This window comes from Roseovarius halophilus (ex Wu et al. 2025) (assembly GCF_047086965.1).
Window position 1 is genome coordinate 1 of record NZ_JBKOTX010000014.1, and the last position, 22,007, is coordinate 22,007.

Annotated in this window: 18 protein-coding genes, 2 tRNA genes and 1 pseudogene; 11 read left to right on the forward strand and 10 right to left on the reverse strand. The window is 64.6% G+C overall.

Translation table 11 applies throughout. The features are described from left to right. The coding region (locus tag ACH107_RS04595) for a vWA domain-containing protein (RefSeq protein WP_412504841.1) at positions 1-659 on the forward strand (659 nt) is incomplete at its 5' end. A 16-nt stretch (positions 660-675) separates the two neighbouring features. Here ACH107_RS04595 and ACH107_RS04600 read toward each other — a convergent pair. Next, positions 676-807: a hypothetical protein gene (locus ACH107_RS04600; RefSeq protein WP_412504842.1), complete on the reverse strand. Its 132-nt coding sequence runs from the start codon at positions 805-807 to the stop codon at positions 676-678. Between the two features lie 197 nt (positions 808-1,004). Between ACH107_RS04600 and ACH107_RS04605 the strand changes: the two genes are divergently transcribed. Both ACH107_RS04605 and ACH107_RS04610 read left to right on the forward strand, forming a co-directional pair. Then, positions 1,005-1,081: transfer RNA gene (locus ACH107_RS04605), tRNA-Asp, on the forward strand. Between the two features lie 261 nt (positions 1,082-1,342). Next, positions 1,343-1,419, forward strand: a tRNA-Asp gene (locus ACH107_RS04610). Positions 1,420-1,470: 51 nt separating this feature from the next. Here ACH107_RS04610 and ACH107_RS04615 read toward each other — a convergent pair. Both ACH107_RS04615 and ACH107_RS04620 read right to left on the reverse strand, forming a co-directional pair. Further along, positions 1,471-2,355, reverse strand: a complete 885-nt coding sequence (locus tag ACH107_RS04615; RefSeq protein WP_412504843.1) for an alpha/beta fold hydrolase — start codon at positions 2,353-2,355, stop codon at positions 1,471-1,473. Between the two features lie 43 nt (positions 2,356-2,398). Next, positions 2,399-3,778, reverse strand: a complete 1,380-nt coding sequence (locus tag ACH107_RS04620) for a M20/M25/M40 family metallo-hydrolase (RefSeq protein WP_412504844.1) — start codon at positions 3,776-3,778, stop codon at positions 2,399-2,401. 220 nt (positions 3,779-3,998) lie between these two features. Between ACH107_RS04620 and hemA the strand changes: the two genes are divergently transcribed. The 3 genes from hemA (at position 3,999) to ispG (ending at position 7,813) form a co-directional block, all read left to right on the forward strand. Then, a complete protein-coding gene (hemA, locus tag ACH107_RS04625) occupies positions 3,999-5,222 on the forward strand; it encodes a 5-aminolevulinate synthase (RefSeq protein WP_412504845.1) in 1,224 nt (407 codons plus the stop codon). Positions 5,223-5,335: 113 nt separating this feature from the next. After that, the gene (locus ACH107_RS04630; protein ID WP_412504846.1) at positions 5,336-6,601 is read left to right on the forward strand and encodes a helix-turn-helix domain-containing protein; all 1,266 of its coding nucleotides are present in this window, start codon (positions 5,336-5,338) and stop codon (positions 6,599-6,601) included. A gap of 81 nt (positions 6,602-6,682) precedes the next feature. Continuing rightward, entirely contained in the window at positions 6,683-7,813 is a 1,131-nt protein-coding gene (gene ispG / locus ACH107_RS04635; protein WP_412504847.1) for a flavodoxin-dependent (E)-4-hydroxy-3-methylbut-2-enyl-diphosphate synthase, read from the forward strand. 255 nt (positions 7,814-8,068) lie between these two features. Here the strand turns inward: ispG and ACH107_RS04640 are convergent, their stop codons facing one another. The 7 genes from ACH107_RS04640 to ACH107_RS04670 form a co-directional block, all read right to left on the reverse strand. Then, positions 8,069-8,695: a class I SAM-dependent methyltransferase gene (locus ACH107_RS04640; protein ID WP_412504848.1), complete on the reverse strand. Its 627-nt coding sequence runs from the start codon at positions 8,693-8,695 to the stop codon at positions 8,069-8,071. 1 nt (position 8,696) lies between these two features. Continuing rightward, the gene (gene pssA / locus ACH107_RS04645) at positions 8,697-9,455 is read right to left on the reverse strand and encodes a CDP-diacylglycerol--serine O-phosphatidyltransferase (RefSeq protein WP_412504849.1); all 759 of its coding nucleotides are present in this window, start codon (positions 9,453-9,455) and stop codon (positions 8,697-8,699) included. After that, on the reverse strand, positions 9,442-10,146 hold the full coding sequence (locus ACH107_RS04650; RefSeq protein WP_412504850.1) for a phosphatidylserine decarboxylase: 705 nt from the start codon (positions 10,144-10,146) through the stop codon (positions 9,442-9,444). Before ACH107_RS04650 ends, pssA begins: the two co-directional genes overlap by 14 nt. Positions 10,147-10,352: 206 nt before the next feature. Further along, positions 10,353-10,751 carry a DUF2306 domain-containing protein gene (locus tag ACH107_RS04655; protein ID WP_412504851.1) on the reverse strand — a complete coding sequence of 133 codons (399 nt, stop codon included), beginning with the start codon at positions 10,749-10,751 and terminating at the stop codon, positions 10,353-10,355. Then, on the reverse strand, positions 10,726-11,325 hold the full coding sequence (locus ACH107_RS04660; RefSeq protein WP_412504852.1) for a hypothetical protein: 600 nt from the start codon (positions 11,323-11,325) through the stop codon (positions 10,726-10,728). Before ACH107_RS04660 ends, ACH107_RS04655 begins: the two co-directional genes overlap by 26 nt. 517 nt (positions 11,326-11,842) lie before the next feature. Continuing rightward, complete coding sequence (locus tag ACH107_RS04665) at positions 11,843-12,592, reverse strand: DsbA family protein (protein ID WP_412504853.1); 750 nt, start codon at positions 12,590-12,592, stop codon at positions 11,843-11,845. A gap of 7 nt (positions 12,593-12,599) precedes the next feature. Then, positions 12,600-13,925 (reverse strand): M48 family metalloprotease, encoded by a 1,326-nt coding sequence (locus ACH107_RS04670; protein ID WP_412504854.1) that lies wholly within the window; start codon positions 13,923-13,925, stop codon positions 12,600-12,602. A gap of 62 nt (positions 13,926-13,987) precedes the next feature. Here ACH107_RS04670 and ACH107_RS04675 point away from each other — a divergent pair, with 62 nt between their 5' ends. The 5 genes and pseudogenes from ACH107_RS04675 (at position 13,988) to ACH107_RS04695 (ending at position 21,932) form a co-directional block, all read left to right on the forward strand. Beyond that, a complete protein-coding gene (locus ACH107_RS04675; protein ID WP_412504855.1) occupies positions 13,988-15,130 on the forward strand; it encodes a pyridoxal phosphate-dependent aminotransferase in 1,143 nt (380 codons plus the stop codon). Positions 15,131-15,270: 140 nt separating this feature from the next. Continuing rightward, positions 15,271-16,488: an N-acetylmuramoyl-L-alanine amidase gene (locus tag ACH107_RS04680; RefSeq protein WP_412504856.1), complete on the forward strand. Its 1,218-nt coding sequence runs from the start codon at positions 15,271-15,273 to the stop codon at positions 16,486-16,488. A gap of 98 nt (positions 16,489-16,586) precedes the next feature. Beyond that, the gene (locus ACH107_RS04685; RefSeq protein ID WP_412504857.1) at positions 16,587-19,094 is read left to right on the forward strand and encodes a penicillin-binding protein 1A; all 2,508 of its coding nucleotides are present in this window, start codon (positions 16,587-16,589) and stop codon (positions 19,092-19,094) included. Between the two features lie 141 nt (positions 19,095-19,235). Further along, the gene (prfB, locus tag ACH107_RS04690) at positions 19,236-20,366 is read left to right on the forward strand and encodes a peptide chain release factor 2 (RefSeq protein WP_412504858.1); all 1,131 of its coding nucleotides are present in this window, start codon (positions 19,236-19,238) and stop codon (positions 20,364-20,366) included. A 153-nt stretch (positions 20,367-20,519) separates the two neighbouring features. Further along, positions 20,520-21,932 (forward strand): annotated as a pseudogene (locus ACH107_RS04695) (amidase). Positions 21,933-22,007: the final 75 nt, after the last annotated feature.

A 22,007-nucleotide genomic window follows, 5' to 3' on the forward strand; every position in this document is an offset into this window, starting at 1 on the left:
GGACGTTGCGCGCGGCGATGCGGCGCGGCGGCGAGGTTCGCCGGCTTCACGTGCAGGCGCCGCGGCCGCGCTGGCCCAACCTCGTGGTCATCTGCGACATTTCCGGGTCCATGAGCCAGTACAGCCGCATGGTGCTTCACTTCCTCCATGCCGTCGCGAACCGCGACGGGGAAGGCTGGGCCCGGGTCCATGCCTTCACCTTCGGCACCCGGCTGACCAACATCACCCGCCATCTGGCCGCGCGCGACGTGGACCAGGCGCTGGCGGCGGCGGGCAAGGAAGCGCAGGACTGGGAAGGCGGCACGCGCATCGGGGCCTGCCTGCGAGCCTTCAACCGCGACTGGTCACGGCGGGTCATGGGGCAGGGGGCGGTGGTGCTGCTGATCACCGACGGGCTCGACCGCGACGACGCGGACAAGCTGGCACACGAGATGGAGCGCTTGCAATTGTCCGCGCGCCGACTGATCTGGCTCAACCCTTTGCTGCGGTGGGAAGGCTTCGCGCCCCGCGCTGCCGGCATCCGGGCCATGCTGCCGCACGTGGACGCGTTCCGCGCCGGACACTCGATCGCGACACTGGAAGAGTTCGCCGAGGCGTTATCGCGGGCCGACGATCCGGGCGAGAAAAAACGCCTGATGGAACAGATCGGGGCCGCCTGAGGCCGCCCCGCCGCCGTCAAAGCCCCGGCATCATGAGTTGCAGGCGCTCGAGCCACTCGCTCCCGCCGGCCGCGTAGAGCATCAGCGCCGGCAAGACCACGAGCAAGGCGGTTATGATGAGTATTGACGTGTTGAACCCCTGAAACATGAATCCTCCGATTTTCAGTTGTTTATGAGGCAGTTAAGGCGGCACTCACGCGCCGCCAGCCGCCGCGGCGCGTCTGCGCCACCTTGTCGCGCGACCGGACCGGACTCGATGCGCCGGAAATCGTCGCGATCCCGCTTGACGGGGGCGCGTGGCCCGCCTAGAAGCAGGCCAAGCTCCGACGCCGGAGCGTACAGCGAGCGGTTGTAGCTCAGTTGGTTAGAGTGCCGGCCTGTCACGCCGGAGGTCGCGGGTTCGAGCCCCGTCAACCGCGCCATCGCTGTCCAGACACCCGGGTTGCCCGGGCCTGTACGATCCCCCGGTCCCTGCAGTGCATGACTTTCACACAGGCAGGCTGTCACCGTGCGCTGCGCCGGTGCCTCGTCCGCGCGGGTCGCCTGGCAACAGCGTGCAGACGACCCTGCCGGTGCCGGGCATGTGCCATCGGCGCCGCGCGCGGAAAATCACGCGGTCGGCGCGCAACATGCGATTTGACCATTGACGCCGTCCCGCGGCTCGAGTAACCAGCGGCGCACGCGCGGTTGTAGCTCAGTTGGTTAGAGTGCCGGCCTGTCACGCCGGAGGTCGCGGGTTCGAGCCCCGTCAACCGCGCCACTTTCCCCCCGACATTTACAATCGGTGTGATCCGCGAATAGCGGGGCGCCGTCAGGCGTGGATGTCCATGCGGCCGAAGAAGCCGCCCAAGGCGCGGATCGTGACCTCCGGGGCGGTATCGGGAAAGAAGTGGCCGCCCGGGATGGCCGCCGCATCCAGCGTCGTGCATTTGCCCGCCCACGCCGCGGCCATGTTGTAGTGCCGTGCCATCGCGCCGGTGTCCCCGTACAAGACCAGCGTCGGGCACCCGATACGCTGCGTCAGGTCGGCCGCGTCATCGTCGAAATCCCGCGCCAGCGTCGCGCGGTAATCGTTGCACATGCCGCGGATCGTGTCCGGGTCGCGCCATGCAGCGCGATATTGGTTCAACTGATCGCGGGCGAAATCCTCCAGCCGCGACGCCCCCCAGCCCAATAGGCAAGCGTGGAAATAGGCATCCGGGTCGTGCCCGATCATGGTTTCGGGAAAGGGTTCGGGCTGCGCGAGGAAGAACCAGTGATAATAGGCCTGTGCCACTTCCTTGCGCAGGTCGGCCAGTAGCGTGTGGGTGGGCACCACGTCCATGACGCAGGCGCGGGTGACGGCCTGCGGCGCGTCGAGCGCAAGCCGATGCGTCACGCGCGCGCCCCGGTCGTGTCCGGCCACGGCGAAATGCCGGTATCCCAGCTGTGCCATCAGCGCGACCTGGTCCCCGGCCATGGCACGGAACGTGTAGTCGGCCGTGTCGCGCGGTTTGCCCGATTGGCCGTAACCGCGCAGGTCGGGGCATATCACGGTGTGGTTGCGCGCCAGTTCCGGCGCGATCCGGGCCCACATGGCGCGCGTCTGCGGAAAGCCGTGCAGCAGCAGCAGCGGCGGACCGGACCCGCCGATGCTGTAGGCGATGGTCTGTCCGTTCACCGTGGCGATGTGATCGGTGAATCCCTGGATGATCATGGGTCCCCCGTCCTTGCGTCGGGGCAACCGGCGCGTTTCGGCCTCAGGCGCGCGCCAGCGCATCCAGGATGCGCGCCCAGCTCCGGATGCCCTTGTGGAAACTTTCGAGGTTGTATTTCTCGTTGGGCGAATGGATCGCGTCGTCATCCTGCGCGAAGCCGATGAGCATGGAATCGAGCCCGAGGATTTCCTTGAAATAGCCCGCGATCGGGATCGACCCGCCCATGCCCACCAGCACCGCCTCGCGGTGCCATTCCTCGGACAGGGCGCCGCGGGCGCGTTCGAATTCGGGGCGGTCGGTGTTCATCACCGCCGCCGGGGACCCGTCGAGGTCCTGGTTCCACGTGACGGTCGCATCGACCGGCAGTCGGTCCTCGACATGCTTGCGGATCTTCACGCGCAGCGCGTCGGGGTCCATGTCGCCCACCAGCCGGCATGTCAGCTTGCAATGCGCCTCGGCGGGGATGACGGTTTTCGTGCCGGCGCCCTGGTAGCCTCCCCAGAGCCCGTTGATCTCCAGCGTGGGGCGCGCCCATTGCTGGACCAGCGTGGAATATCCCTCCTCGCCATGCGGGCGTGTGAAGCCGACCGAGTTGAGGTAGGTCGCCTCGTCGAAGCCGCAATTCTCCCACTGTCGGCGCAACGCGTCGGGCACCTCGTGCACGCCCTCGTAGAAGCCGTCCACGGCAACGCGGCCCGTCACGTCGTGGAACGAGGCGATGATGCGCGAGATTTCCTTCAGCGGGTTGAGCCCCGGCCCCCCGTAGTGGCCCGAATGCAGGTCGATCCTCGGCCCGTGCAGCGTGAACTCGTCCTTCAACATGCCGCGCAGCTGCGACGCGATCGAGGGCACGCCGGGCGACACCATCGAGGTATCGCAGATCAGCGCGATGTCGGCGTCGAGCTCGCCGGCGTTCTCCTCGAGGAAGGGAACGAGCGACGGCGACCCCGATTCTTCCTCGCCCTCGAAGAAGAACGTGATCCGGCATGGCAGCGTCCCGGTGACGGCCTGCCATGCGCGGCACGCCTCGACAAAGGTCATCAGCTGTCCCTTGTCGTCCGAGGCGCCGCGCGCGCGGATCACCGGCCCGTGGTCGGCCTGCTCGATCGCCGGGTCGAACGGGTCGGAGGTCCACAATTCGACAGGATCCACCGGCTGCACGTCGTAATGGCCGTAGAACAGCAGGTGCGGCCCGTCGCCGGGCATGTGCCCGACCACCATCGGGCGCCCCGGCGTGGGGCGCTTTTCCGCTTTGGCACCAATGCTTTGCAGGTCCGCGACGAGCCAGTCGGCGGCCTTGTCGCAGTCATCGGCATGGACCGGGTCCGTCGAGATGGACGGGATGCGCAACAGCCCCTTGAGCCGGTCCGTGGCTGTCTCGATCCTGTCGTCGATATGTGCCAGAACGGCGTCGATGGACATGGTGGATCCCCCGCGTTAGATATTATTGTCTGGAAACCGTAACAGGGTCTGTGTCACTGTCCAGCCGATTGATCCGGGTCAAGGATCCGGGGGCGGCAATTTGTAACCTGTTGCTTAACCGATCGGATGTCTATTATACATCTAGGTTACTGAATGTGAGGCGCCGTGCGCCGGCTCCGGGGCCCTGTGCCGCCGGGGGACTGTCAAGGAGGGGATGTCAGTGGATTACGCGGCGAAGCTGGACGAGGCCATAGACCGATTGCACGAAGAGGGCCGGTACCGGACCTTCATCGACATCGAGCGGAAAATGGGCCGGTTTCCCCATGCCACGTGGCGGCGCCCGGACGGCGACGAACAGCCCATCGCGGTCTGGTGCGGCAATGATTACCTCGGCATGGGGCAGCATCCCGTGGTCCTCGACGCGATGCACGAGGCGATCGACGCCACCGGCGCCGGGTCGGGCGGGACGCGCAACATTTCGGGCACCACCGTCTATCACAAGCGGCTGGAGGCCGAGCTGGCCGACCTGCACGGCAAGGAGGCCGCGCTTCTTTTCACCAGCGCCTACATCGCGAATGACGCAACGCTCAGCACGCTGCCCAAGCTCTTTCCGGGGCTGATCATCTATTCCGACGCGCTGAACCATGCCAGCATGATCGAGGGCGTGCGCCGCAACGGCGGGGCCAAGCGCATCTTCCGCCACAACGACGTCGAACACCTGCGCGAACTGCTGCAGGCCGACGACCCCGACGCGCCCAAGCTGATCGCCTTCGAATCGATCTATTCCATGGACGGCGATTTCGGACCGGTAGAGGCGATCTGCGATCTTGCCGACGAATTCGGCGCGCTGACCTATATCGACGAAGTGCACGCGGTGGGCATGTACGGCCCGCGCGGGGCCGGGGTGGTCGAACGTGACCGGCTGATGCACCGGATCGACATCATCAACGGCACGCTGGCCAAGGCCTACGGCGTCATGGGCGGCTACATCGCCGCCAGTGCCAAGATGTGCGACGCGGTCAGGTCCTACGCGCCCGGTTTCATCTTCACGACCTCGCTGCCGCCGGCGGTGGCCGCGGGCGCCGCGGCCAGCGTGGCGCATCTCAAGCGCGATCGCGATCTGCGCGAGACGCACCAGACCCAGGCCAAGATCCTCAAGACCCGGCTCAAGGGCATGGGCCTGCCGCTGATCGACCATGGCAGTCATATCGTGCCGGTGATGGTGGGCGATCCCGTGCATACCAAGCAGCTCAGCGACATGCTGCTGGACGGCTACGGGATCTACGTGCAGCCGATCAATTTCCCGACCGTGCCGCGGGGGACCGAACGGCTGCGGTTCACGCCGTCGCCGGTGCACGGCCCCGACGAGATGGACCGGCTCGTGCGGGCCATGGACGAACTCTGGAGCCACTGCGCGCTGAATCGTGCCGAATTGACGGCGTGACCGGGCCTTCCGTGCAATTCGCCTTGCGATGTGTTATCATCTGATAAAGAAAAAAGCAGGGCTCGAATCGTCATGATCGGGCATCGGCGGGATACAGCACGAGGCGGGGGTGAATGATCGGGCGCCGTTCCAAGCGCAATGAAGAGGTAGAAGCCATCGCACCCCGTGGGTTCGATGATTACGATCTGTGTCTCGGCGACATGATGCGCGGTGAGCGCGCCACGATGGGCAAGTCCCTGCTGGACGTCGAACGAGAGCTGCGCATCAAGGCCGCCTATGTCGCCGCGATCGAGAATTGCGATCCGGCCGCCTTCGACACGCCCGGTTTCATCCCCGGCTACGTGCGCTCCTACGCGCGCTACCTCGGCATGGATCCCGACAAGGCCTTTCAGGCATTCTGCGCCGAAAGCGGCTTCTCGACCGCGCACGGCATGTCCGCCGAAGCCTCCAGCATCCGCAAGCCGGCCGAGCCGATCCGGCAGCCGGTGAGCGGCGCGGCCGGGGCCGATCCGCTTGCGGCGCCGTCGACACCCTTCGCGCCGGCCTCGAATGGCTTCCTGTCCGGGATCGAGCCGGGCGCGATCGGATCGGGGCTCGTGCTGATGGCGCTGATCGCGGCCATCGGGTATGGCGGCTGGACGGTGCTGAACGAGGTTCAGCGCGTGCAGGTGGCGCCGGTGGAGAACACGCCGGACGTGCTGTCGGATCTCGATCCGGTGGACACCGCGGACACGGGCGACGGCGCCGGCACAAGCGGCAGCTCCGTGGCCGGGTTCGGCGGCGCGGCACAGGGCGATGACCGGCTCGACAGGCTGTACCGCCCCGAGGCGCTGGACGTCCCGGTGATGGTTGCGCGCGACGCCCCGATATCGACGCTCGACCCGTCCCGGGTGGGCACGCTGCGCCCCGAACCGCCCGAGGCCGACCGCGAAAGCGTGGCCCGCGCCGTGGCCGAAGCTGTAGCCGACCCGGCCCCCGCCGCCGCGTCCACGACCCGCGACAAGCCCCTGCCGAGCCCGCAGGTCGTCGAGGAACCGTTGCCCGACGTGCGGATGGTAGCGGTCCGCCCGGCATGGGTGCGCGTCCGGGCCGCCGACGGCAGCGTCATCTACGAAGGCATCATGAACGCCGGCGACAGCTGGGACGTGCCCAGCACCGAGGAACCGCCGACCTTGCGCGTGGGCGCGTCAGGGGCCGTCTATTTCGCGGTGAACGGCAAGCATTACGGCCCGGCGGGGCCGCGCGGCTCGGTCACGTCCGGGCTGGCGCTGGACGCGCAGGCGCTGACCGACAGCTACAGCGTTGCCGACCTGACGCAGGATGCGGACCTGTCGCGCTACGTGGCCGAATTGCAGGACACCGACGGCGCGGCCGAGTGACAGGGCCGGGCGCGATTGCACCCTTGCCGCACGGGCATTATGTACCGGGCGGACCCTTGCCGAACTGACGGGAAAAGCGCGATGTCGATTAACCCAATCCGCCCTTGGCGCAACATCCACCGCCGGGAAAGTCGCCAGATCATGGTGGGTGACGTGCCCGTGGGCGGCGGCGCGCCGATCAGCGTCCAGACCATGACGAATACCGACACCACCGACGTGCCCGGCACCATCGCGCAGGTACAGGCCGCGGCCGAGGCGGGGGCGGATATCGTGCGCATCTCGGTCCCCGACGAGGCAAGCGCCGCGGCGCTGAAACGGATCGTGCCCGAAAGTCCGGTGCCCATCGTGGCCGACATCCATTTCCATTACCGCCGCGGCATCGAGGCGGCCGAGGCCGGCGCCGCCTGCCTGCGGATCAACCCCGGCAATATCGGGTCCGAGGCGCGCGTGCGCGAGGTCATCGCGGCCGCGCGCGACCACGGCTGTTCCATGCGGATCGGGGTGAATGCCGGTAGCCTCGAAAAGCATCTGCTGGAAAAATACGGCGAACCGTGCCCCGACGCTATGGTGGAATCGGGCATGGAGCACATGCGCATCCTGCGCGACAACGATTTTCACGACTTCAAGATCAGCGTGAAGGCGTCCGACGTCTTCATGGCCTCGGCCGCCTACATGCAGCTGGCCGAGCAGTGCGACGCGCCCATCCATCTGGGCATCACCGAGGCCGGCGGGCTCATGTCGGGCACCATCAAGTCGGCGATCGGGCTGGGACAGCTGCTGTGGATGGGCATTGGCGACACGCTGCGCGTGAGCCTGAGCGCCGACCCGGTGGAAGAGGTGAAGGTGGGCTACGAGATCCTCAAGAGCCTCGGCCTGCGCCACCGGGGGGTGAACATCATCTCCTGCCCGTCCTGCGCGCGGCAGGGCTTCGACGTGATCCGGACGGTCGAGGAACTGGAGAAGCGGCTGGAACATATCAAGACGCCCATGAGCCTCAGCATCATCGGCTGCGTCGTGAACGGCCCCGGCGAGGCGCTGATGACGGATGTCGGCTTCACCGGTGGCGGCGCGGGCAGCGGGATGGTCTATCTCGCGGGCAAGGCAAGCCACAAGATGACCAATGACCAGATGATCGACCATATCGTGGAAGAGGTCGAGAAACGCGCCGAACAGATCGCGGCCGGCGAGGCCGAACGCCCGGCGGCGGAATAGGCGATACGGGCCGGGCGCCGCCCGTGATCGCTGCGGGGAGCGCGTGCGCTTCAGCCCGAAGCGCGCGTGGCGCGACACGACCGGGCTGGTCAGGGCGGACCTTCGACGGGCGTCAGTGCGGTGGCCGAGTTGTGGGACGGAGCACCGGTTCGCCGCGCGCGCGCCAAGGTATGTTTAAACGAAGCCGAGCTGGTCAGAAACGCTTTAGCCGGTGACAGAAGCGATTGAGTTTTGGCAAAATTTACCTTGCGCGCTCTAATCGTCCGCTCCGGATTTTTGCAGAACGATGAATGTCATCATGCCAAGCGGAGGAAGAGAGCCTTGTTCTTGGACCGTCAGTGACGGTTCTTGCAAAATCGTTTCCAGTTCAAAATCCGAGTGCCACCCAAGAACATTGGCAAAAGGAGATGAGATCCGCTCCAAGAATGCCAAAAACCCGCGTTTTCGCACAAAGTGGTTTGTGATCACCACGCGCCCGCCGGGTTTCAGGACCCGCGCGATTTCCGCCATTACCTTTTCCGGCTCCGGAACGACAGACAGCACATGCATGGCTGCAACCGTGTCAAAGCTGGCATCGCTGAAATCCAGTACGCGGGCATCCATCTGGCGCAGTTCGGCGACGTGCTTGAGGTTCAATTGCTCAGCCTTGGCCTGGGCTTTGGCGAGCATGTCGCGGCTGAAGTCAATTCCAGTGACCTGAAGATCAGGCTTGTAATGCGGCAAGGAAAGGCCTGTTCCGACACCGACCTCGAGCACAGCGCCTTGCAACCCGTTTATATATCGAACGGCCCGACGTCGGCCGACATTGGTGACAGCGCCGAAGGTCTTGTCATAGACTGGTGCCCAGCGGGCGTACGAGGTCTGAACGGCGTCGATTTTCAAGCTATTCTTCCTTCCCATATGTGTCAGGGGATGCAGCAATCAGGCTCCAGACGACCATCGCTACGTATCCGCAAGAGAAGATCACGAGAGTGATCCAGGCGTAGGTCAGCAAAGTGGCAACAATCAAAGCGAATCCAAGCAGAAAGTACTTGATGTTCCCGCGTGAAATTCGAACCCGTTTCGGCGACCATGTCGGGATGCGGCTGATCATGGCCATTCCGACCAAGACCATATGCCCGCAGATCAGAATGTCGGGCAGAAGCGGTTGGTTTGAAAATGCAAAGGAAACAGACATCGGCAAAATGACCAAGATCGCGCCTGCCGGTGCCGGAATACCGACGAAAAAGTCGTCAGAGGGTTGAACTTCTCCGCCGGCCTTGTTGCTCACGTTGAACCGCGCCAGGCGCAGGACACAGCCGATCGCAAAGACCAGCACGCACAGCCATGCCGCGCTGCGCATGTCCTGCAGGGCCCATAGATAGATCACCAGCGGAGGCGCAACACCAAAATTTACAAAGTCAGCGAGCGAGTCCAGCTCGGCCCCCATTTTGCTGTCGCCGCCCAGGAGCCGTGCGATCTTTCCATCCAAGCCGTCGAGAATACAGGCCGCCACGATCAACAGCACCGCTATTTCATAGTCACCCTGCACACCGAAGCGGATGGCAGACAGCCCTGCGCAGATCGCAGCAATGGTCAGCATGTTCGGGATCAACTGAACCAGTGCAAGGTCGGTGAAGGATTTGCCATTATTTGCGGGCATCGCTTTCCGTCCCAGCCATGTCGAGTTCTGCCAACACCGTCTCGCCCGCGATCATGGTCTGCCCGACAGCCACGAGAGGGGAGACATCAGGGGGCAGATACACGTCGAGGCGTGAGCCGAAGCGGATCAAGCCGAACCGTTCACCGGTACTCAGCTGGTCGCCCGGTTTCACGAAACAGAGAATGCGACGGGCAACCAAGCCCGCAATCTGGACAACAGCCAGCTCTTGTCCGTTCGCAAGCCGTAGACACAGGCCGTTGCGTTCGTTGTCAGTGCTGGCTTTGTCGAGTGACGCATTGACGAATTTTCCGGGGCGATAGGCGACCGATGTGATTTCACCAGCAATCGGGCTTCGGTTCACATGGCAATTGAAGACACTCATGAACACGCTGATGCGCGTCAGCGGTGTGTCTGCCATACCCAGTTCTGCCGGCGGGACAGCCGGTTCGATCAGTGACACGATACCGTCCGCCGGGCTCACGATCACACCAGGCCTCGTGGGACTGACACGATGAGGATCGCGAAAGAAGTAGTAACACCAGATCGTAAGCCCGACACCGATCCAGCCGAGGACGGATGAAATCAAGAAAAGACCAAGAGTCACAGCTGCAAAGATCGCAACGAACTTTTGGCCCTCCGGGTGCATCGGCTTGATGAATGTTGAAAGCAGGTTCAATACGTTTTTCCTCAATGCTGCCAGACGATCATCATAGAGGTATCAGTAGCAAGCGCAAATCAGATTCGCTCGGGTATGTTCCCCGGACCTTCTAGTTGACTTGGAGACTGCGTTGCCAAGCAGCGTTGGCCCCCCTGCCACTACTTGCATGCCAAAAACGGTGGTTATCAACCGCATGCTCGGGCTCAACCGAGGGTAGACCAAAACCCAACCATGTCCGATCATCCTCCAAAGATGACGGCATGCATCGTACGGCCCGGCACGATTGTAAATGCTCCTGTAAGCACGAGGGCCAGAGCGTAAAGCTGGATCATCGAGTTGCGGTGCGCCGTGACGCTCCCCCGCCGGATCGCGCGAATGGAGTAGATCAATGTGGCAAGGACCAAGAGTGAGAGGACGTGGATGATCGAAAACGGCCCAAACCATTGGAACTCGTGAATCCAGAAACTCGACACCGCCACCACACCCATGGCGCCGACCCAGACATAGCCAAGCGTCTTGTGCGTGATCGTACCTTTGGGAGCCAGGAGCTGAACCGCGCCCGCACCCATTGCGAGGAGTGCGACGAGCGCGTGAACGGAAATGACTGCGCCGTCATTCCACAGGGCTTGCCAATTCATGCCGACCCCTCCCGTAGATCATGGACAGGACGAGGCCTTGGGCTGCAGTGACCGCGATCCAAAACACAAGCTCGACTGCGACAAGTGCGACCGGTTCGCCGAACATGTTGAAGGGTGTGTGGAACTCGAAATATAGCGCCATAAGCGCCCATAGGATGGCAGCGAAAGCCAGTCCACGCCCGACGATCCCGCGCGGCAAAGCAGGTTCGATCCAATAGAAGACTAGACCGTGGACGACGCCAATCACTGCGGCGATGCCCATGTAAAGCGGGCCGTTCGTGAACATTAGAGGAAGTGGTTCCATTTCGAACAGAACCGCAATGACCTTTGCACTTTGCATTTCGTTCTCAAAGAGAAGCGGTCGACCGAGTTGAAAGAACAGAATGTTGCTCACGATGTTGGCAATGACGATCGCGACAGCACCGCCGACGGCGGCTCTCAACAGCTTCGCGTAAGTGATGGATTCCTCCTTGCAGTTGATGCCTTGGCGTGAGTCTTTTTGGGCAGATCGCTTCGACCAGAGTCGCGCGGCGCACGCGAGCTTGACAGCCGGCACGCTTGCATTGCCGGTCAAGGAAGGTGTCTACCCACCTGATAAAGGCTGACTGTAACAGTCGCTATCGGAATCCTCAAACGCACATGCAGAGGTTGTATCTGCAGGGCGATGTGACGTCAAAAACGGTCTTTCTTGTCACAAGCCGCCTTATCACCAAGGCTGTCGAAACATCTTGTGGCACAAACCCTTGAGGAAACGCACGTTCATTGCGTCACTTTTTTCGACGCACCTTGATGTGCGGTCATTCATTCAAAGCGCAGCAGTGGTCAAAGTGGGCTCGCACCCGGCATTCGCCGCACTTTGCCTGAAGGTCCGCTATCAGGAAATCGCCCAAACTTTGCAAAGCCCCCTCCCGGCGCTTAGCGGTCGCTCATGCCATCCGAAGCGATGAGCCGTCCGCCCCCGGCGCACGCCGTGTGGATCCGCTTCGGACCGGCTTGACGGCACCGACGCGATACCGCCGCATCGCCGCCGTGATACCGCGGCAAGTTTCAGACGGCGTGCGGCGGGGTCAGCCGCACGCGGTTTTCCGGTCCTATTGCGTCCGGATTTCCTCCACCGTGTCGCGCATCGCCTCCAGCGGGACGTAGCCCCGCAGCATCCTGTCCTCCATCACGAAGGACGGTGTGCCCGACAGGTTGAGCCGCTGCGCAAGCTGCCGGTTGGCCGTGATCACGCGGCTGACATCGTCACTGTCCATGTGCGCGAGGATGGCCTCGGCATCGAGCCCCAACGTGTCAGACACCCGCCGCAGCGCGGTTTCGGAGATCTCCCCGCGAAAGGTCATGAGCGTGTCGTGCAGCGCCTTGTAGGCGTCGTCGCCCGCGATCTGCTTGGTGGCGATGGCAAAGCGCGAGGCCATGGTCGATTGCTCGCCAAGGATAGGAAATTCCTTGATTATCAACCGGATATTGCCATCACTTTCCACCAGTTCCGCCACCTCGGGGAAGGCGCGGCGGCAGTAGCCGCAGCGATAGTCGAGGAATTCGACCAGCGTCACGTCGCCATCGGGATTGCCCCCGACCCAGGAATGACCGTCCTCGAAGATCGCCTCGGCATTGGCCTGCACGAGTGACACGTCGTCCTGTGCCTGCTGCTGCGCCTGGCGTTGCTCCAGCACGGCGACGGCCTCCATGATGACCTCGGGGTTCTCGAGCAGGTAGGCGCGCACCTCGGCACGGAATGACGCACGCTCGGCCTCGGTCATGTCGTCAAGGTCAAGCGCGGCGGCCGGTCCGGCCAGAAGCGCGGCAGCGGCGAAGGGGGCGGCGAGGCGGGAAATCATGATCGGGTCATCTCCGTTCTTTCTGGGCTTTCCGGGCAGCTGATAGCACATCCTGTGCGCGTTGCCACGCGCCCGAACCGCGCGGCAAAAGGTCCGAGGCGCGCGAGGCGTGAACCGCGGCGTCCTTGAGCCGGCCGCGCATCGAGTAGCGTTCCGCCGTCACCAGCGAGGCCATGCCGCGATTGCCGAGCTTGGCATGGACGACCGCGAGGTCGCGCAGCACCCGCGCGTCGCGCCCGTCGCGGGCGCGGGCGCGTTCCAGATAGTCGCGGGCCTTGGCGTATTGTTCGTTGGCGCGCAGCGCGCGGCCATAGGCGCCCAGGATCAGCGCGTTGCGCGGGGCGAGCCGGCTGGCGCGCGCATAGGCGTTGAGCGCGGCGTCGAAACGCCGGCTCTCCATCAGGATTTGGCCCCTGAGTTCATGAAGATACGGGTCCTTGGGTCGCTTTGCCACGGCCTTGTCGATCGCCCCGAGGGCGCGCCCGAGATCCGAGCGTCGATGCCACGCGATGGCCTCGCGCATCAGCTTTATGTCGGCGTGGCCGAACTCGCCGGCGCGGGTGAGGGTCCATTTCGGCGACCGCTTGAACGCCGAAAGCTTGCTCTTGGCGCGGGCGAACCAATACTCGGCGTCGGGCTGTGGCCGGGCCTTGCCCGCATGGGCGTCGGCCAGCCGCCTGAGCACGCGAAACCTGTCGGCAGAGAGGGGATGCGTGCGCGCGTAGGGGTCCTGCCTGTGGCGCGCCAGCGCCTCCTGCCCGCGGAAGATGTCCATGACCTCGACGGCGCCCTGCGGATCGACGCCGGCCGCCGCAAGGTAGCGCATCCCGCTCTGGTCGGCGGCGTTTTCCTCGGCACGGGTATGGACGTAGAACAGCCGTTGCGCGGTGTTCACGGCTCCCATGGCGGCCCCGGCGGCGGCTTCGCCCCCGCCCGCAGCGGCCGCCACGGCCGCGAGCGCCGCGCCCAGACCGGCCGCCGTTGCCGCGTTGCGTGCATTCACAGGGCGACGCGTGAGGTGGCCGTTGGCGATATGGGCGGCCTCGTGCGCGATGACCGATTGCAGCATCGCCGCGCGCTTCATCTTGAGCAGAAGGCCCGAGTGGATGAAGATATGGTTCTGATCAACCACGAAGGCGTTGAGCTTGCGGTCGTCGATCACGAGGATATCGACACGCGACGGGCTGAGCCCGGCGGCTTTCAGCAGCGGCTCGGCAAGCTGTTTCAAGGCATGTTCGATATCCGGGTCGCGAAGCAACGTGACCGCGCGGGCCGGGCTGCCGATCGTGACAACCAGCATGGCGCAAAGGAAGAGAAGCCTGAGAAGATGCATTGACGGGCTCGCGCATTCGCGGTGAAAGGAAGAATTGCCGGGTCCAGTCTAGGAACAAAACAATGCGGAACTCAAGGCGTGGCGGGGTCGATCCCTTTATCGTGATGGACGTGATGGAGGCCGCGCGGCGGGCCGAGGCCGCGGGGCGTCGTGTCATCCACATGGAGGTGGGCCAGCCGGGTACACCCGCGCCCGCCGCCGCCCGGGCATCGCTGGCCCGGGCGATGGAGCGCGATGCCATGGGATACACCGTGGCGCTTGGCCTGCCGGAACTGCGCGCGCGGATCGCGCAGCTTTACGCTGACTGGTATGGCGTGACACTATCGCCCGAGCGGGTGATCGTGACGCCGGGGGCATCCGGGGCGTTCATTCTTGCCTTCACGGCGTTGTTCGACGCGGACGCGCGGGTCGGGATCGGGGCCCCGGGATATCCCAGCTACCGCCAGATCCTTCGCGCGCTGGATCTTGTCCCGGTGGAGATCGAAACGGCGGCGGAAAACCGCCTTCAGCCGGTGCCGGATGACCTGTCGGGCCGAGACCTCGATGGGCTTATGGTGGCCAGCCCGGCGAATCCGTCCGGCACCATGCTGGGACGTGAGGAGATGGCGGCGTTGATGGAGGCCGCGGCATCGTCAGGCACGTCTTTCATCAGCGATGAAATCTATCACGGCATCGAATACGAGGCCAAGGCGGTCAGTGCGCTGGAAATCAGCGACGAGGCCTATGTCATCAACTCGTTTTCCAAGTATTTCAGCATGACCGGCTGGCGCGTCGGCTGGATGGTGGTGCCCGATGATCATGTGCGCATCGTCGAGCGTCTGGCGCAGAACCTGTTCATCTGTCCGCCCCATGCCAGCCAGATCGCCGGGTTGGCAGCGATGGACGCGCATGACGAGCTTGAGGCGAACATGGATGTCTACCGGGCCAACCGCCGATTGATGCTGGACGGGCTGCCCAGGGCCGGGTTCGACCGGATCGCGCCCCCCGATGGCGCGTTCTACGTCTATGCCGACGTGAGCCATCTGACCGATGACAGCCGCGCTTTCGCCGCCGAGATTCTGGATCGCGCCGGCGTGGCGGTGACGCCGGGGCTGGATTTCGATCCGGCGCGCGGGGCGGGCACGATCCGGTTTTCCTATGCCCGCGCGACCGCGGATATCGAGGAGGGGCTGGCGCGCCTCGCGGCCTTCATGGAAAGCCGCTGATCCGACGCGCGCCGCCCTCGATGAGGGTTTCGGCAATCATGCGCCTGGGTGAGCTCGTTCACATGGGCCGTGCCCTATGGGCAGGCCCGCATCCGTGGTGTAGGCTGATTGCAAAGAGGCCGGGCAGGGCAAGGAACGGGATGCAACGACTTCTTCTGGCGATTTGGCTGTGCTTCGCGGCGGTGTCGTCGCCCGCACAGGAATTCAGCGGGCTTGCACGGGTGGTGCCGGGCGAAAGCGTGATCGAGAACGGCGCGGGCGGGATCCAGTTGACACTCACGCTGAGCCAAGGCGTGCCGTACCGCGTTTTCACACTGGATGCGCCCCGGCGGCTGGTCCTCGATTTTCGCGAGGTGGAATGGCAGGGCGTGACACCGGAAATGCTGGACGACAGCACACGTGTGAGCGGGGTTCGCATGGGCGGTTTCCGGCCCGGCTGGTCGCGGATGGTCGTGGACTTGGCCGGGGCATATGCGTTGCGCAGCGCCGACCTGCGGATCGCGCGCGGCACTGGGCATGCCAAGCTGCGCGTGAACCTGACAGAGGTCGCGCCGGAAGAATTCGCGGCCGCCTCGGGTGCGCCGGAAACACCCGGCTGGGGCACGGTGGTGCCGCGGGAACGTTCCGGGCGTCAGGCCCGGCAGCGGGGCGATGGGCCTCTGGTGGTGATGCTGGACCCGGGTCATGGCGGGATCGACCCCGGTGCGACGAATGACGGGACCGCCGAGAAGGACCTGATGCTGACATTCGCCCGCGAATTGCGGGAGGTTCTGATACGGTCGGGCGATTTCGACGTGCGCCTGACCCGGACGGATGACAGGTTCGTGTCGCTGGAACGCCGCGTGTCGCTGGCGCACGAAGTCGGTGCGGATGTTTTCCTGTCCCTCCATGCCGATGCGCTGAGCGAGGGCCGCGCGCGGGGCGCGACGGTGTATGTCCTGTCCGAAAGCGCCTCGGACGAGGCGAGCGCCGCCCTGGCCGAGCGGCACGACCGTGATGACATGCTGGCCGGGATCGACTTGTCCGGGCAGGATGACGTGGTGGCCGACGTGCTGATGGACCTTGCGCGGATGGAAACGCAGCCGCGCGCGCGACGACTGGCCGAGGCGCTGGTGCTGGCGCTGCGCGAGGGGGGGCTTCCGTTGCATTCGAGGCCGCATCGCGGGGCCGGATTCTCGGTTTTGAAGTCACCTGACATACCGTCCATCCTGCTTGAACTGGGGTTCCTGTCCAGTCAGCGCGACCTTGAAAACCTGCGCAGGCCCGCATGGCGTGCCACGATGGCCGAAAGCGTCCGCGATGCGCTGGCGGCATGGCGGGTGGCCGACGCTGCCGCTGCGGACCTCGTCCGGCAGTGACGGCCGATGCGCGGCGATTGGCGCATGACCGGGCCCTTGGGTTTTGACGCCCGCTGCGCGGATGCATATATACCTAGGGTAATCAATCGGGGGCCCGCGTGCTGAGACCCATTCTGTCCTTTTTCGGGACCATCTTCAGCTTGCTGACGCTGGGCGTGATGCTTGTCGCCCTGAGCATTGGTGCGGTGTTCCACATCTATGGCAACGATCTGCCTAGCCACGAGTCCCTGGCCAACTACACGCCGCCCACGATCAGCCGTATCTATTCCGGCGAGGGACGCATCATCGATGAATTCGCCCGTGAACGGCGGCTTTTCACCCCGGCCGAGGAAATTCCCGATCTCGTCAAGCAGGCCTTCATCAGCGCAGAGGACAAGAATTTCTACACCCATCCCGGGTACGACGCGCGTGGTATCGCGGCGGCCATCGTCGAGGCGGTGCGCACGCGTGGCGAGACCGTGCGCGGCGCCTCTACCATCACACAGCAGGTGATGAAGAACTTCCTGCTGTCAGGCGACAGGCGGATCGAGCGCAAGATCAAGGAGATCATCCTCGCCACCCGGATCGAGGAAACGCTGAGCAAGGAAAAGATCCTCGAACTTTACCTCAACGAGATCTTCCTCGGCCAGAACAGCTATGGCGTCACGGCGGCGGCGCAGACCTATTTCAACAAGACCCTGACAGAGTTGGCCCCGCACGAGGCGGCGTTCCTGGCCGCCATGCCAAAGGCGCCGAGCGACTATCATCCCGTGCGCGAGAAAGAGCGCCTGCGCCAGCGGCGGGATTTCGTCCTGCGCGAGATGCAGGAAAACGGCTATCTGAGCGTAGCCGTCTATGCAGACGAGGTGGAAAAACCGGTCCGGTCCGTTCAGAACGGGGATTTCGCCCCGTTCAGCGCCGATCTGCCGCCGCGTGATTATTTCACCGACGAGATCCGCCGCCAGCTGAGCCGTGATTTCGGCGAGGGTGAGTTCTTTACCGGCGGGCTGAGTGTTCGTGCGACCATCGATCCCGAAATGCAAATGGCGGCTGCCAAGGCCCTGCGCCGCCAGCTGGAATCCTACGATCGCGGTCGCGGGGAGTGGCGCGGTACGGGTGAGCGCCTGCCGGAGGCCGCGCTGCAAAGCGAGCCGGACTGGCGCGCCGCCTTGGCCGAGACACGCGTGGCGCGCGATATCGAACTGGGGGGCGAATGGCTGCCGGCCGTGGTGCTGGAGATCGAGGCGCAGCGGCTGCGCGTCGGTGTCGAGAATGTCGACGGCCTACAGGATGTGCCGCGCGAGGACATCGCATGGCTGCCGGGGGATTTCTTCGAAACCTTCGCGCGCGGCGATGTGGTGCATGTGCGCCGCGTGACCGACGACGCAGGCGATTTCGTGCGTTGGACGCTGCGGCAGGTCCCCGAAGTCGAGGGCGGGTTCGTGGCGATGGACGTGAACACGGGCCGTGTTCTGGCGATGCAGGGCGGCTTTTCCTACCAGCACTCGGTCTTCAACCGTGCCACGCAGGCCATGCGCCAGCCCGGGTCCAGCTTCAAGCCGTTTGTTTATGCCGCCGCGCTGGATTCCGGGTACTCGCCGGCGACCATCGTGGTTGACGCGCCTATCGAGATCGACACGCCGCAGGGCCTGTGGCGCCCGCGAAACTCATCGAACAAATTCTATGGTCCGACCCCGCTGCGTACGGGCATCGAGATGTCGCGGAACCTCATGACCATCCGGCTGGCGCAGGAGGTGGGCATGGATGTGGTCGCGGATTATGCCGAGCGGTTCGGCGTTTACAAGGACATGGGCAAGTTCCTCGCGAACTCCCTCGGATCGGAGGAGACAACGCTCTACAACATGGTCGCGGCCTATTCGATGTTCGCCAATGGTGGCGAAAGGGTGGAGCCCACGCTCGTGGACCGGGTGCAGAACCGCTTCGGTGAGACCGTCTACCGCCACGACCCGCGCGAGTGCGTGGAATGCAGTGATCCGACTATCCCGCAGACGCGCGGCCCGCGCATCGTATCGGACCGCGAACAGGTCATGGACGCTGTGACCGCGTATCAATTGACCTCGATGCTCAAGGGCGTGGTGGATCGTGGCACGGCCTCGGGGGCGATCGACCTGCCGGTGCCGGTGGCTGGCAAGACGGGGACCACCAATGATGCGCGCGACGTGTGGTTCGTGGGCTTCACGAGCAGCATCGCGGCAGGCTGCTACATCGGTCATGACCAGCCCCGCGGATTGGGCCGGGGCGCCTATGGCGCGTCGATGTGCGGCCCGGTTTTCCAGGAGTTCATGGCGCAGGCGATAGAAAAGTACGGCGGCGGCAAATTTGCCGTGCCGCCGGGCGGACGCTTCATCAAGATCGACCGCTACACCGGCGCGAGGTTGCCCGACGAGGCGGCCGGTGCGAACGTCGTGGCCGAATATTTCCGCGATGGCGAAGCGCCTGTTTTCGGGGTGATGTTCGATGGCGGCTTTGCCATGGGCAATGATCTGGACCTGTTCGAGGCCGGTGAGCGGGAGCCCGTGCGCGAGGTCACGACATCGACCGGGGAGAAAGCGCAGGTCGGCGAGAAAAGCAGTTTCGGGTCGATGAGTTCCGGCGGGCTGTACTAGCCGGTGCCGCCGCGACCGGACCGGGCGGACCGGCCCGTCAGGGAAATGACACATGACAGGTGCCGGGGCGGGGTTCCGTCAGCTTGCCGAGGCAGCCGTGCTGCGATATCACCCGCATCTGAGCAAGGAAGGACATCCGAGATGCGCGCCGAGTCAGAAGCCAGAGTTGCCGAGATTGAAAATTCGCTGGAATTGTTGCGCCAGCGGATGGGCTGGGAGACCGCGCATCACCGGCTCGAGGAGTTCAACGCGTGGGTCGAGGATCCGACGCTATGGGATGACCCGGCCAAGGCGCAGAAACTGATGCGCGACCGGCAGGCGCTGGTCGATGCGATCGAAACCCATGACTCGATCAAGCAGGAACTGTCGGACAATGTCGAACTGATCGAGATGGGCGAAACCGAGGGTGACGAGGATGTCATCGCCGAGGCCGAATCCGCGCTGGATGCGCTGGCCAGCAAGGCCGCCGCGAAGGAGCTGGAGGCGCTTCTGGACGGCGAGGCCGACGGCAACGACACTTTCCTTGAGATCAATGCGGGCGCGGGCGGGACCGAAAGCTGTGACTGGGCAGCGATGCTGGCGCGCATGTACGTTCGCTGGGCGGAAAGTCATGGCTACGGCGTCGAGCTGCAATCCGAGACACCGGGCGACGACGCCGGTATCAAGTCGGCGGCCTACAAGATCAGCGGTCGCAACGCGTATGGCTGGCTGAAGTCCGAGTCGGGGGTTCACCGGCTGGTGCGTATTTCGCCGTTCGATTCAGCGGCAAAGCGGCATACCTCCTTTTGCTCGGTCTGGGTGTATCCCGTGGTCGACGACAACATCGAGATCGAGGTGAACCCCGCCGATATACGCGTTGATACCTATCGCAGCTCCGGGGCGGGCGGCCAGCACGTGAACAAGACCGACTCGGCTGTGCGGATCACGCACCACCCGACGGGCATCGTGGTCACCAGTTCCGAGAAGTCGCAACACCAGAACCGCGACATTGCCATGAAGGCACTGAAATCCCGCCTGTACCAGATTGAGCTGGACAAGCGTAACGAGGCGATCGCCGAGGCACACGAGGCCAAGGGCGATGCCGGCTGGGGCAACCAGATCCGGTCGTACGTCCTGCAACCCTATCAAATGGTGAAGGATTTGCGCACCGGGGTGGAAACCTCGGACACCAAGGGCGTGCTGGATGGTGATCTGGACCAGTTCATGGCGGCGACGCTGGCGCTGAATGTCAGCGGAAAGAGCCGGGCCGAAGCGCGGGAAGACGCGGTCTGACCTGCTTCTTGTCTTGCAGGCGGCCCGGTTGTCGCTTGGTTAGCAGGGAAAATCGGCAGCACGATGCTGCCCCCTGCGCGGGGCAGCCGCGTCGTGTCGTGGCCGGTTGGCCGGCGCAACCGGGCACATTAAGAGCCGCGGGAGGTGCCTTTCATGGATGATGTTCTGACCCTTGCGGCGCGTGAACAGGCCATGCGGATCACGCGGGGCGCGTTGAGCGCCGAAGCCTTGATGCGCGCGACGCTGGATCGGATCGCGGCCGTCAACGGCGCGTTGAACGCCGTGGTTAGCCTGCGTGATGCGGATGACCTTCTGCGCGAGGCCAGAACGCGGGACGCGGAGCCGCCACGCGGGCCCCTTCACGGTTTGCCCGTGGCCGTCAAGGATCTTGCCAATGCGCGGGGTCTGCCGACGAGCATGGGATCGCCGCTGCTCGAAGGGCAGGTGGCGGGCTCGGACGACGTGCATGTTGCCCGGATGCGCGCGGCGGGCGCGGTCATCATCGGCAAGACCAATACGCCGGAATTCGGGTTGGGCAGCAACACATACAATCCCGTTCACGGCATCACGGGCAATCCTTATGATATGACGTTGACGTGTGGCGGCTCGTCGGGCGGGGCGGCGGCTGCGCTGTCCACGAGGATGCTGGGAATCGCGGACGGGTCCGACATGATGGGCAGCCTTCGCAACCCGGCCGGATGGTGCAACGTCTACGGCATGCGTCCCAGTTGGGGGCACGTACCCTCTGAGCCAGCAGGAGACGCGTTTCTGCATCAGCTCTCGACCAACGGCCCAATGGCCCGGTGTCCGGGCGACCTTGCGCTGCTTTTGGACGTGATGAGCGGCCCCGACCCACGGCAACCGCATGGCGGCGCGGTCGCGCCAGTCGGTACGCTGGCGGGCGACGTCTCGGGCAAGCGCATAGGCTGGATCGGTGACTGGGGCGGGGCGTGGCCGTTTGAGCCCGGCATCCTGCCGCTGTGCGAAGCGGCGGCGCTGGAATTAACGGCTGTTGGTTGCGAAGTGGAACCCCTCGACGCGCCGTTCTCGCGCGATGCGCTTTGGGAAAGCTGGAGCACGCTGAGAAGCTGGCAGGTTGCCTGCGGGCTGTCGGACCTGTACGAGGACGGTGCCAAGCGCGCGCGGCTGAAGCCCGCTGCAATCTGGGAGATCGAGCGGGGCCGGGCGTTGACCGGGCTGGAGGTTCACAGGGCCAGCACGAGACGCTAGGCGTGGTTTCAAACGGCGGCGGCCCTGTTCGAGCAATACGATGCGCTTGTCTGGCCGACGGCGCAGGTCTGGCCCTTTCCCACGACCACCGAATGGCCGACCGAGATCGCCGGGGTCGAGATGGATACCTATCATCGTTGGATGGAATTGATGATCCCGGCCAGCCTGCCCGGTTTGCCGGCAGTGTCGGTACCCGCCGGATTCGGGCCCCAAGGCTTGCCGATGGGGCTGCAGATCGTCGGGCGACGCGGCGACGACCGGGGCGTTCTGGAGATCGCCGAGGCCTACCACCTTGCAACGGACTGGCCGGGGGAACGGCCGCCACCCATGAGCTGACGCCGAAAGTTGAAAGCGATTTGCATCTTTGCCCGGCAACCGGGTTTCGCTAGGCTGAGGCAGGAAGAGAGGAAA

Excerpts from the sequence above, each read along its gene's own strand:
- ACH107_RS04675 (WP_412504855.1), top strand. The coding sequence starts at position 13,988 with ATGCGGAACTCAAGGCGTGGCGGGGTCGATCCCTTTATCGTGATGGAC.
- ACH107_RS04670 (WP_412504854.1), bottom strand. The coding sequence starts at position 13,925 with ATGCATCTTCTCAGGCTTCTCTTCCTTTGCGCCATGCTGGTTGTCACG.
- ACH107_RS04600 (WP_412504842.1), bottom strand. The coding sequence starts at position 807 with ATGTTTCAGGGGTTCAACACGTCAATACTCATCATAACCGCCTTGCTC.
- ispG (WP_412504847.1), top strand. The coding sequence starts at position 6,683 with ATGTCGATTAACCCAATCCGCCCTTGGCGCAACATCCACCGCCGGGAA.
- ACH107_RS04655 (WP_412504851.1), bottom strand. The coding sequence starts at position 10,751 with ATGAATTGGCAAGCCCTGTGGAATGACGGCGCAGTCATTTCCGTTCAC.
- ACH107_RS04680 (WP_412504856.1), top strand. The coding sequence starts at position 15,271 with ATGCAACGACTTCTTCTGGCGATTTGGCTGTGCTTCGCGGCGGTGTCG.
- ACH107_RS04620 (WP_412504844.1), bottom strand. The coding sequence starts at position 3,778 with ATGTCCATCGACGCCGTTCTGGCACATATCGACGACAGGATCGAGACA.
- ACH107_RS04615 (WP_412504843.1), bottom strand. The coding sequence starts at position 2,355 with ATGATCATCCAGGGATTCACCGATCACATCGCCACGGTGAACGGACAG.
- prfB (WP_412504858.1), top strand. The coding sequence starts at position 19,236 with ATGCGCGCCGAGTCAGAAGCCAGAGTTGCCGAGATTGAAAATTCGCTG.
- ACH107_RS04665 (WP_412504853.1), bottom strand. The coding sequence starts at position 12,592 with ATGATTTCCCGCCTCGCCGCCCCCTTCGCCGCTGCCGCGCTTCTGGCC.
- ACH107_RS04630 (WP_412504846.1), top strand. The coding sequence starts at position 5,336 with ATGATCGGGCGCCGTTCCAAGCGCAATGAAGAGGTAGAAGCCATCGCA.
- pssA (WP_412504849.1), bottom strand. The coding sequence starts at position 9,455 with ATGCCCGCAAATAATGGCAAATCCTTCACCGACCTTGCACTGGTTCAG.